Raw genomic sequence first — 10,147 nt, 5'->3', positions numbered from 1 at the left:
GGTCAGCGTTCTCCGTCCGTGTCGTCGGCGCCCGTGCCGCCGCTCGCTCTCAGCGCGTCGCGCAGTCGGAGGCGGTCATCGAACGGATGGACGATATCCCCGATCTGCTGTCCGGTCTCGGCGCCCTTGCCGGCCACGAGGATGGTGTCGGACACGTCGGCCAGGCGGGCGGCGAGATCGATTGCTGCGCCTCGGCCGTCCACCTCGTGGACCTGCGCGTTCGTCGCCTCCGGAATGCCGGCGCGCACGGCGCGACGGATTTCGGCGGGGTCCTCGGAGCGGGGGTTGTCGTCCGTGACGATCACCACGTCCGCGAGCCGACCGGCGACCTCGCCCATCGCGGGCCGCTTGCCGCGGTCGCGGTCACCGCCGGCTCCCATGACGACGATCACGCGTCGTGTGCCGGGCACCGCCCGCAGAGAGGTCAGCGCCTGCTCGAGGGCATCGGCGGTGTGGGAGAAGTCCACGACGCCGCGGATCGGAGCGCGGGTGACGAGCTCCATGCGCCCGGGGACCGTGCCGGCCTCGCCTAGCGCGCGCGTGACGTCGCAGCCGTCATGTCCGATCGCGGCGAGCAGGAGCTCGGCGGCGAGGGTGTTGGCGACGTAGTGGCGGCCGGGCAGCGCGGCGTGCAGGGCGCGGGTGCCCTCCGGGCCCTGCACGAGGAAGGTGCTGCCGTAGCCCTCGGCACGGATCTCGTGGGCGGTGTGGTCCGCGCCCGCCCCGGGCACGGTGGCATAGGTGGTCACCGGGACCGTCGCCTCGCGGGCCAGGCGCCGGCCCCACTCGTCGTCGAGGCAGATGATGCCGCGGGCCGAATGCTCGGGGGTGAACAGCTGCCGCTTGGCCTCGTAGTACGCCTCCATGGTGCCGTGGAAGTCGAGATGGTCCTGACTGAGGTTGGTGAAGCAGGCGACGTCGAAGACGACCTCGTCGGCGCGACGCAGCACGAGGGCGTGACTGGACACCTCCATCGAGGCCACCTGCACCTGGTCCTCGACCATGCGGGCGAGGATCCCGTGCAGCTCGGGAGCTTCGGGGGTGGTGCGCACGGTGGCGATGGCGTGGTCGGTCCCTGCCGCATCGCGGTATCCGGTGCCGCTGGTGCCGATGACCCCGGCCGGCACGGCGAGGGCATCGAGCACCCGGGTAATGACGGTGGTGACGGAGGTCTTTCCGTTGGTGCCGGTCACGCCGATGGAGCGCAGACGCTCGGCGGGACGGCCCTGGACCAGGGCCGCGGCGGTCGCCGTGGCGCCGCGCGGATCCTGGACCACGAGGACGGCCAGGCCCGCGTCACGGCAGCGCTGCTCCCCCGTCGGGTCGGTCAGCGCCAGGACGGCGCCCTGGGCGTGGGCCTGGGCGGCGAAGTCCGCGCCGTGCGCGTGGGCTCCCGGCAGGGCGCACCACAGGTCTCCGGGCTGGACGCCGCGGGAGTCCAGGGTGACCCCGCTCAGGTGCAGATCCACCTGTGGGGCGGCCGTGCCGAGGACTGTGGCAAGGGCTGCTGCGCTCGCCCCGAGAGGGCGACGGGGGCGGGCAGGTTCGGGGGCGGAGGCATGGGGGACGCTCACCGGGGGGTCACCACTCGTTCTCGTACTCGCGGCCGGCGACGCCGGTCGGTGCGATGCCCTGGTTCTGCAGGGTGAAGGTCGTCAGTTCGGAGAACGCCGGGGCGGCCGCCTTGCTGCCGGAGATGAAGGTGTCCAGGCCGAAGATGAACACTCCGACGACGATCTCCGGATCATCCGCCGGGGCGAAGCCGATGAAGGAGGCGGTATAGGTGCCATCGGAGACCTGGGCGGTGCCGGTCTTGCCGGCCGTCGCATATCCGGTGACGGCCGCGCTCGAGGTCTCCTCGTCGATGTCGTTGTCCATCAGGCCGCGCATGGTCGCCGCGGTCTCGGAGGAGATCACACGAGTGCTCTCGGGCTGGCCGAGCGGACGCACCGTGCCGTCCTCCCCCCGGGTTCCGGCCACCAGCGAGGGCTGGACGCGCACGCCGTCGTTCGCGAAGGTGCCCACGGCGGAGACCATCTGCAGAGCGTTGACGTTGTACCCCTGCCCGAAGGCCGTCGTGTAGCGGGTACGGCCGGTCCAGTCCTCGGCCGGGTGCACGGTGCCGGAGGATTCGCCGGGCAGCTGCACGCCGGTGGGCTCCCCGAGCCCGAAGGCACGCAGGTAGTCGTAGCGGACCTGCGGGTCGAGCTCCTCGGAGATCTGCACGGTGCCGACGTTCGAGCTGTTCTTCAGCACGCCGGCGAGGGTGAGCCGCTCATCGGGGTGCTGGTGGGAGTCCTTGATCCGCTCCCCCTCGAAGTACATCTCGTAGGGGATCTCGTACTGCGAGTCCGGGGTCGCCGTCCCCTCTTCGAGGGCGGAGGCGATGGTGAACAGCTTGCCCGTGGAACCGGGCTCGAAGACGTTGGAGATGGATCGGTTGCCGAGGTACTCGTTCCCGCTGGCTCCGGGGTCGTTGGGATCGTAGCTCGGGTACTCCGCCAGGGCGAGCACCTCTCCGGTGCGGGCGTTCATGGCCACGGCGCTGCCGCCGGTGGCACCCCATTTGTCGACGGCGCCGGCGACGATCTGCTGCGCCTTCCACTGCAGGTCACGGTCGATGGTCAGGACCAGGTCGCTGCCGTCGACCGCCGGGGTGGTCTGCTGCTGGCCGGTGGGGATGATCTGGCCGCCCGCGCCCCGCTCGTAGGTGGTCTTGCCGTCGGTGCCGCTCAGTGCGTCGTCGAAGGAGTACTCGGTGCCGGCCAGGGCACTGCCGTCGCCGCCGACGAAGCCGAGGATGTTGCCGCCCACGGAGCCTGACGGGTAGATGCGGTCGGCGACGCGATCGGCGCCGATGCCCGGGATCTTCAGGGCGATGACGGCGTCGCGCACCTTGGGGTCGACGTTCTTCTGCAGGTAGAGGAACCCGCGATCACCGGTCAGTGCCTTCTTGGTGTCCGAAACGGACCAGCCGAGCACCGGGGCAAGCTCCTGGGCGGCCGCGTCGATCCCGGTGACCTCCTCCGTCGTGGAGTTCTGCCGGTACTGATCGATCTGCAGCTGGTTCACCCACAGGTCGTAGCGCTCGACGGAACTGGCCATGGTGGTGCCGTCGCGGTCGAGGATGTCTCCGCGCAGGGCCGGGATGGTGCGGGTCACCGTGCGCTGCTCGATGGCCTCCTGGGCGCGCGCGCTCGCATCCAGGCCCTGCACCCAGACCAGGCGCCCGGAGAGCATCAGCACGGCCACCATGATCAGGCAGATCAGCAAGCGATGACGGATGGCCGGAGCCCCGACGCGTGCCTGCGGGACGCGGGGGCGGGATGCGCCGCTGCGGGGGTTGCGGGAACTCCCGGTCGATCGGGTCGTGCGTGACCGCGCCATGGTCAGGCCCCCTCGTTGCCCATGCCGTGGTAGGTCGTGGGCTCGTCGTAGATCTCGGCCGGCGGGACGGCGACCTCAGCGGGCACCTCCGCGAGCTCCGGATTGACTTCAGTCTGCGCCGCGGGGGACGTCTCACCGATGACCTCGCCCGTGTCGAGGTCGATGTAGGCCGGATCCGTGACCGGGACCATGCCGATCTCCCGTGCTTGGCGCTCGAGCTCCTGCGGGGTCCCCAGGCGCTCATTGGTCTCGACGAGAGCCTGTTTCTCCTCGCTCAGACGCTGCGACTGGTTCTGGAGCCGGGTGATCTCGTAGCTCGTGTCGGACATCTGGATGTTCAGGAACAGCAGGGCAGCCAGGGTCGTCGCGACGATCAGGGTGCACAGGATGGTGAACGGCATCGAGCTGCCGGCGGTCTTCGGCGCGGCGACGACGGTCAGGCGCGGCCGCGCCGTCGTGGTCGTCTTCGGACCGCGGACGGGACGGACCGCGGGGGCGTGAACGGCTGACGTGCTGGCCATATCAGTGAGCTCTCTCGGCGAGTCGGGTACGGGTCAGTGCGCGCAATCGGACCGATGCGGCACGGGAATTGGTGCCTCGCTCGGCCTCGTCGGCCTGGAGGGCGCCGCGCACGAGCGGGGTGAAGGTCGGGCGGTGCTGCTCGAGCTCGACCGGGAGTCCGGGCGGAGCCGAGGATCTGGTGCGACGCGAGAAGGCCGTCTTGACCAGGCGGTCCTCGCCGGAGTGGTAGGACTCCACCACGATGCGGCCGCCGACGTGAAGGCAGTCCAGGGCGGCTTCGATCGCGGAGGCGAGGATTTCGAGCTCCTCGTTGACGGCGATCCGCAGCGCCTGGAAGGTGCGCTTGGCGGGATGTCCGCCGCTGGCCTTCGATGCCGCGGGGATCGCACGGTCCAACAGCTCGACGAGTTCACCGCTGCGCGTGATGGGCGCGCTCGCGCGCTGTTCGACGATGCGACGGGCGATACGACGGGCGAAACGCTCGTCTCCGAGGTCGTGGAGGATCCGGGCGATCTCTGCCTCGGGGAGCTGCTGAAGGAGGTCGGCGGCGGTGGGACCGTCCGAGGCGGTGTCCATCCGCATATCCAGCGGGGCGTCGACCGAGTAGGAGAAGCCGCGCTCGGTGGTGTCGATCTGGAAGCTGGACAGGCCCAGGTCCATCATCACGCCGTGGGCGCCGGGAAGATCGCGGTCCTCGAGCACGTCGGCGATCTGGTCATAGGTGGCGTGGACCAGCGTGGCGCGGTCTGCGACGCCCTCCTGCTCGAGCCGGCGCCGGGCGAGGTCGAGCGCCTGGGGATCGCGGTCGATGCCGATGAGACGGGCCTGGGGTGCGGCGTGCAGAACGGCTGCGGCGTGGCCGGCCATGCCGAGCGTGGCATCGACATAGATCGCGCCGGGCTGCTGCAACGCGGGGGCCAGGAGCTCGACCGAGGTGGCCAGCAGTACGGGGACGTGCCGGTTCTGCGCCGGCAGGTCGCTCTGCATCTCGTCCATGTCACCCCTCCCCTGCGTCCTGTGTGTGCTGTTCGTTCTGTTCCTGACGACCGGATCGCGCCGGCCCCCTCGGCTCCGCCTCCTGGCCGCGGTGCCGTCCTGTCAGATTCCCCGTCGTTCCCGACCCGCCACCGGGGAAGATGCATCGGGGCGGGAACGACGAGAGGTCTCACAGGACGGAAGTCCGTCGAGCCGAGCTCAGAACAGGCCGGGAACCACCTCCTCGGAGGTCTCGGCGAAGCCTTCTTCCTTCTGTTCGAGATAGGTCTCCCACGCCGGGAGCGACCAGATCTCGAGTCGATCGAGTGCGCCGATGACGGCGCATTCCCGGTCCAGGTCTGCGTAGCCCCGCAGATGGCCCGGGATGGTGATGCGGCCCTGCTTGTCCGGGATGACGTCCTCCGCGCCGGACAGCAGCACGCGCAGGTAGTCGCGGGTGCGCCGATCGGTGGTGGGCGCCCGACGGGCCTCCTCGAGCTTCTGGCGGAACTCGACCAGCGGATACACAGCGATGCAGTGCTCCTGCCCACGAGTCATGACCAGTCCCGAGGCGAGCTCGTCGCGGAACTTCGCCGGGAAGATCAGGCGCCCCTTCTCGTCGAGCTTGGGCGTGAAGGTGCCGAGGAACATGCAGGCCCTCCTTCACTCGCCGAGACTCGCGATCCGAAACCCATCTCCTCCCAACGCGCTCCACTTTACCCCACTACTCCCCACATCTCGCTACCAGAATCCCCATCTGCGCACGATTGCCTCCATAGGCGCAGGTCAGGGACGTGGTGTGAGGTGGGGGGATTCTCGTCGACGGCGCGTCGATGTGGCTGATTCTGCGCGCAGCGGCGCGCGGAGCGGGAAGGACTGAATCCGCATCGCGCCGCGGTCTTGCAGGTCAGAGCGATGCACCGGTTCGCCGAGCATCCGCCGGACAGCGGGTGGAGGGAAAGGGAGGGAACCGGTGGAGGGATGTGGGGAATCAGGGGGAGCAGGCGCAATCCGTGCCCGAGGACAGCCTCCGAACCGTCCGGTCGGACCGGGGCCCCGGGGTCAGCTCAGGGCGCGACCGGGCCACCGCCGGGTCGCAGGCGGGTTTCAGTCGGGACGCAGTCGGGCCTCAGCCGGGTCGCAGGCGGGCCTCAACTGGGCTGCCATCGGGTCTCAGTGGCCGCGGGGAGCTGGGCGTTCGAGTTCGCGTCACGCAGCTCCAGGACACGACGAAGCCCCAGCTCGCAGGAGCTGGGGCTTCGGGGAGTTCTTCGTGGGACGCGCAACGGCGGCCGGGGCGGATCAGAGTCGGGGATCGTCCCCGGAGCGCTTCTCCCAGCGCTCTTCCAATTTGCGCATGAAGGTGCCGCCCTTGTCGTCGCGAGGGGTGGTCGGTCCGGCGCTCCCACCGCCGCCGCCGTCGGAGCCCGGCGGATTGTTCTGCGAGGCAGAACTGGGCGTCGTCACCGCGTACACGGCACCGGCGAGCATGCCGAGGAAGGCGATCACTCCGAGCCAGACGGCCGGCAGCGACACAGCCAGGACCAGAATTCCGAGCCCGACGATGACACCGCCCAGGCCGATGGCGATGCGACGACCACTGCGTCGCGAATTCTTGGTCGGTGCAAATGCCCGTGCGAGGCGTGGGTCGTCAGCGAAGAGCTGACGTTCCATCTCGTCGAGCATCTTCTGCTCGTGTTCAGACAGCGGCATGGTCCCGCTCCTTGTCCCCGGTCCTCTCGCGCCTGGTCGGCGACTTCCGCCGGTCGTGGTGCGGAGCCCTCGTCGGCGGTTCACCCAGTTTAGAGCCAGTTCCTGAGTAATGGGAACACTCGCCGATGCGCATCGCCAGCACGGGCCTCGAGTACGCGCTCAGTCGCCGTCCGCACCAGGGGGCGCCCCGGTCTGCTGAGAGCCGCTGGCGCCCGGTCCGAGAGCCGATCCCCTGCTGAGACTGGAGGATCCGAAACGGTCCACCGCCTTGTCCATCGCGGCTTCCAGGTCCCGCCACTGCCCCGACCGCATGGTCAGTTCGTGCTGCACGGGAGTGGAGGCCGAGGGCTCGAGATGGGTGACCCGCACCCCGGCCAGGCGGACCCGACGGAGTCGGTGACGTTCGCGCTCCCACAGCGCCACGACCTGCTCGCGCAGTCGCTCGCCGCTCGAGGTGGGCTGGTCCAGGGTGGAGGAGCGCGTGATCGTGGTTCCGTCCGGGCTGCGCAGTTTGAGCACGACGGTGCGGGCGACCATCTCATCGCGGCGCAGCTGCCGCGCCACATCATCGGCCATCACCGTGATGCGCAGTCTCACGTCCTCGGCATCGGTGAGGTCCTCGTCCCAGGTGCGCTCGGTGCCCAGTGACTTGTCCCGGACCTGATGCACCAGACCGGTGCGGTCGCTGCCGTCGGCCAGCCGGGTGACGTCGGGGGCTCGTGGCCCGAGGGCCCGAGCCAAGGTCGACGGTGGGACGTCGCGGATCTGGCCGACCCGGTGCACGCCGATCCGCTCCAGGGAGAGGACTGCTTTCGGCCCGATCCCGGAGATCACCGAGACCGGCAGCGGAGCCAGGAAGTCCGCGGTGTGCGAGGCCGGGACGATCAGTTGGCCGTCCGGCTTCGCGTGCGCCGAGGCGATCTTCGCGACGGCGCGTGAGACGGAGCCGCCGACCGAGCTCGGCAGGTCGAGCTCCTCCCGGATCATCCGTCGCAGCAGAGCGGCGATCTCCTCGGGCCCGCCGAAGAGCCGACGAGCTCCCCGCACGTCGAGGAAGGCCTCGTCGATGCTGATCTGCTCGATGTCCGCGATCACCGCACCGAGCAGCTCCATCACGGCAGCGGATGCCTCTCGGTAGCGGTCGCCGCGAGGAGGGACGATCACCAGATCCGGGGCCAGGCGCCGCGCGGTGGCCATCGGCATCGCCGAGCGGATCCCTCGGGTACGGGCGGGGTAGCTGGCGGCGGCGACCACACCGCGAGCGCCGGCTCCACCGACGACGACGGGAAGGCCCCGCAGTTCAGGGTTGTCGCGCACCTCGACGGACGCGAAGAACGCATCCATGTCCAGATGGAGGATCCCGGGGATCTCCTCCGGCGCCTCGGCGCCCCTGCGTGCACCCATCGGCACCTCCCTCGTGCTGGCACTGTACTCGGCGCCACCCCTGAGAACGGAGCGGCGCCGACCTCAGCCGGCGAGGGCTGTGACGTGGCTCGGCAGATCCGCGAGAAGCCGCTGCGAGACCGTGTCCAAGTGCTGTGCAGTCTGCTCGAGGTGCTCCCGCAGCAGTCCGGGGTCAGGCACGGAGGCGGGTTCCCGGTCCAGACGGGACCGCTCCGCGACGAGCGGCACCAGGTGGCTCGCGCGCTCCGCATCCTCGCCGCCGAGTCGGTCCAGCGCCGTCCAGACGTTCAGCGGAAGCTTGCGGCGGCGGTCACGATTGCTCCGGGCAACGATGATTCCCGCACCTCGCAGCGCCGCCCGATGCACGAGCTCGAACGCCTCCCGCGGCTCGTCCGTGGCTGCAGCGCGGCCCTGCCGCAGCAGGTCCCGAGCCCGTTCCAGGTCCGCCTGGTCCTGGTCGAGGTGCGCGAGCCGCAGGCGCAGGCTGCGAGCGTCCGAGGTGAGCGCCGTGGCGCGCCGTCGACGGCGGGACGTGGTCGTGGTCATCGCTGCTCCTCGTCTCGTGGGCCTGCGACGATCTGGGAGAGCGCCGAGACTCCGTGTGCTGCCTCTACTGCGTGTGCTGCGTGATGAACACGCTAGGCGCGGGGTCCGACAGACGAAGGGCGCCCGCAGCGGTGGTGGACGACAGGTGCCTGGGGAGGAACGTTCGGCAGAATCGGACAGGGCGCGCGCCCGCCGGAATTGCGCCTCCCGGTCTCCTACAGTGGAGCGATGTCCCGTCGCGAGCGTGTGCGCCACGCCCCTTTCGAGCACCTCGGCCCGCTCGATGTCCTCATCCCCATCTCCACCGGGACCGCTCGGCTCACCGTCGAGAACGACGGCTCCGTGCTGCTCGAGGTCAACGCCGTCCCGTCCTCCCACCTCCATCCGGACCCCGAGCACCTGGTGTTCGAGTACATGCGGTGGATGCTGATCGTCATCGAGCATCACTTCGGACGGGAGGATGTCGTGGCGGGTGCTGGAGGCAGTGGACCGATCCCGCAGCTCGCGCATCTGGGCGGAGGAGGCTGTTCGCTGCCCCGGGCGATCGCGTCGAGGCATCCGAGCTCACGGCAGATCGTGGTCGAGCTGGATGAGCTGCTGGCGAACCAGGTGCGCACCTGGTTCGATCTGCCGCGCTCCCCCCAGCTGCGGTTGCGGATCGAGGATGCGCTCAGCGCGCTGACGTCGTGGCGGGACGACCGCTTCGACGTGCTGGTGCGCGATGTGTTCTCGGGGCCGCTCACCCCACCCGAGCTGATCACACGCGAGACGGCGGAGCATGCGTCGAGAGTCCTGCGCGACGGAGGGCTCTATCTCGCCAACTGCGCGGCCCCACCCGGCACCGGGCTGATGGCCGACGAGGTCGCGACCCTGTCCGCAGTGTTCGCGCACGTCGGGGTCATCGCCGAGCCCGCGCATCTGTCGGGGAAGCGTCGCGGCAACTGCGTGCTGGTCGCGTCGAGTCGCCCCCTGCCCGAGGGCATCGACCGCGCTTTGCGCTCGGACGCGGTCTCGGTGCGGTTGGCGCAGCCCTCGCAGGTCCAGGCCCTGGCGCGCGCCGGGAAGGTGCAGGGCCTCAGCTGAGGCCTCCGCGCGAGGTCCGTCTCCTGGCGGGTCTCCCGGGAGGTCGGCGCACGGCCCGCGTCACCACTGCCTCGGCGGGGACGGCTCCTCCGACGCCACGCCGACGGAGGTCCCGCCAACGGAGTTGATGGACGAGAACTTCCATCTTCTGGAAGATTTCGTCCATCAACTGCGCGGTGCCCACTGCTCTCGTCGCACCACGCTCGTCACAGCCCCCGCACGACGACGGACCGGGTAGGAGCAGATGCTCCTACCCGGTCCGTGAGATTAACGGGAGTGACCGTCGATCAGACCGGGCGAACCTGCTCGGCCTGCGGGCCCTTGTCCCCCTGGGTGACCTCGAACTCCACGCGCTGACCCTCGTCGAGGGCGCGGTAGCCGTCCATGTCGATCTTGCTGTGATGCACGAAGACGTCTGCGCCGCCTCCGTCGATCTCGATGAATCCGAAGCCCTTTTCGGCGTTGAACCACTTGACCGAGCCCTGTGCCATACCTGTCACCTTCTGTGTCGTCCATC

General features: G+C 70.0%; 10 protein-coding genes. 1 reads left to right on the top strand and 9 read right to left on the bottom strand.

Annotation, left to right across the window (positions count from 1 at the left end; all coding sequences use genetic code 11):
- Positions 1-2 precede the first annotated feature (2 nt).
- The 8 genes from INT51_RS05685 to INT51_RS05650 all read right to left on the bottom strand — a co-directional run bounded on the left by INT51_RS05685 (position 3) and on the right by INT51_RS05650 (position 8,547).
- Entirely contained in the window at positions 3-1,574 is a 1,572-nt protein-coding gene (locus INT51_RS05685; RefSeq protein ID WP_193104239.1) for a UDP-N-acetylmuramoyl-L-alanyl-D-glutamate--2,6-diaminopimelate ligase, read from the bottom strand.
- Positions 1,575-1,581: 7 nt separating this feature from the next.
- A complete protein-coding gene (locus tag INT51_RS05680; RefSeq protein WP_226832003.1) occupies positions 1,582-3,273 on the bottom strand; it encodes a penicillin-binding protein 2 in 1,692 nt (563 codons plus the stop codon).
- A gap of 116 nt (positions 3,274-3,389) precedes the next feature.
- Positions 3,390-3,908 carry a hypothetical protein gene (locus INT51_RS05675; RefSeq protein WP_193104237.1) on the bottom strand — a complete coding sequence of 173 codons (519 nt, stop codon included), beginning with the start codon at positions 3,906-3,908 and terminating at the stop codon, positions 3,390-3,392.
- A gap of 1 nt (position 3,909) precedes the next feature.
- A complete protein-coding gene (gene rsmH, locus INT51_RS05670; RefSeq protein WP_193104236.1) occupies positions 3,910-4,905 on the bottom strand; it encodes a 16S rRNA (cytosine(1402)-N(4))-methyltransferase RsmH in 996 nt (331 codons plus the stop codon).
- A gap of 198 nt (positions 4,906-5,103) precedes the next feature.
- A complete protein-coding gene (mraZ, locus tag INT51_RS05665; protein WP_193104235.1) occupies positions 5,104-5,535 on the bottom strand; it encodes a division/cell wall cluster transcriptional repressor MraZ in 432 nt (143 codons plus the stop codon).
- Between the two features lie 651 nt (positions 5,536-6,186).
- Positions 6,187-6,597, bottom strand: a complete 411-nt coding sequence (locus tag INT51_RS05660) for a DUF3040 domain-containing protein (RefSeq protein ID WP_193104234.1) — start codon at positions 6,595-6,597, stop codon at positions 6,187-6,189.
- 159 nt (positions 6,598-6,756) lie between these two features.
- A complete protein-coding gene (gene dinB, locus INT51_RS05655; RefSeq protein WP_193104233.1) occupies positions 6,757-8,001 on the bottom strand; it encodes a DNA polymerase IV in 1,245 nt (414 codons plus the stop codon).
- Positions 8,002-8,064: 63 nt separating this feature from the next.
- Positions 8,065-8,547, bottom strand: a complete 483-nt coding sequence (locus tag INT51_RS05650) for an SAV_6107 family HEPN domain-containing protein (RefSeq protein ID WP_193104232.1) — start codon at positions 8,545-8,547, stop codon at positions 8,065-8,067.
- A gap of 228 nt (positions 8,548-8,775) precedes the next feature.
- Between INT51_RS05650 and INT51_RS05645 the strand changes: the two genes are divergently transcribed.
- Positions 8,776-9,630, top strand: coding sequence for a spermidine synthase (locus INT51_RS05645; RefSeq protein WP_193104231.1), 855 nt, complete (start codon positions 8,776-8,778; stop codon positions 9,628-9,630).
- A gap of 287 nt (positions 9,631-9,917) precedes the next feature.
- Here the strand turns inward: INT51_RS05645 and INT51_RS05640 are convergent, their stop codons facing one another.
- Positions 9,918-10,121, bottom strand: a complete 204-nt coding sequence (locus tag INT51_RS05640) for a cold-shock protein (RefSeq protein WP_193104230.1) — start codon at positions 10,119-10,121, stop codon at positions 9,918-9,920.
- Positions 10,122-10,147: the final 26 nt, after the last annotated feature.

The sequence above is a fragment of the Brachybacterium sp. FME24 genome, assembly GCF_014897705.1.
GTDB lineage: Bacteria > Actinomycetota > Actinomycetes > Actinomycetales > Dermabacteraceae > Brachybacterium.
This window is presented reverse-complemented; position numbering and strand designations above follow the sequence as displayed.

Bases quoted from the DNA above. Each gene is read 5' to 3' on its own strand.
- INT51_RS05675 (WP_193104237.1), bottom strand. From the start codon at position 3,908: ATGGCCAGCACGTCAGCCGTTCACGCCCCCGCGGTCCGTCCCGTCCGC.
- rsmH (WP_193104236.1), bottom strand. From the start codon at position 4,905: ATGGACGAGATGCAGAGCGACCTGCCGGCGCAGAACCGGCACGTCCCC.
- mraZ (WP_193104235.1), bottom strand. From the start codon at position 5,535: ATGTTCCTCGGCACCTTCACGCCCAAGCTCGACGAGAAGGGGCGCCTG.
- INT51_RS05660 (WP_193104234.1), bottom strand. From the start codon at position 6,597: ATGCCGCTGTCTGAACACGAGCAGAAGATGCTCGACGAGATGGAACGT.
- dinB (WP_193104233.1), bottom strand. From the start codon at position 8,001: ATGGGTGCACGCAGGGGCGCCGAGGCGCCGGAGGAGATCCCCGGGATC.
- INT51_RS05650 (WP_193104232.1), bottom strand. From the start codon at position 8,547: ATGACCACGACCACGTCCCGCCGTCGACGGCGCGCCACGGCGCTCACC.
- INT51_RS05645 (WP_193104231.1), top strand. From the start codon at position 8,776: ATGTCCCGTCGCGAGCGTGTGCGCCACGCCCCTTTCGAGCACCTCGGC.
- INT51_RS05640 (WP_193104230.1), bottom strand. From the start codon at position 10,121: ATGGCACAGGGCTCGGTCAAGTGGTTCAACGCCGAAAAGGGCTTCGGA.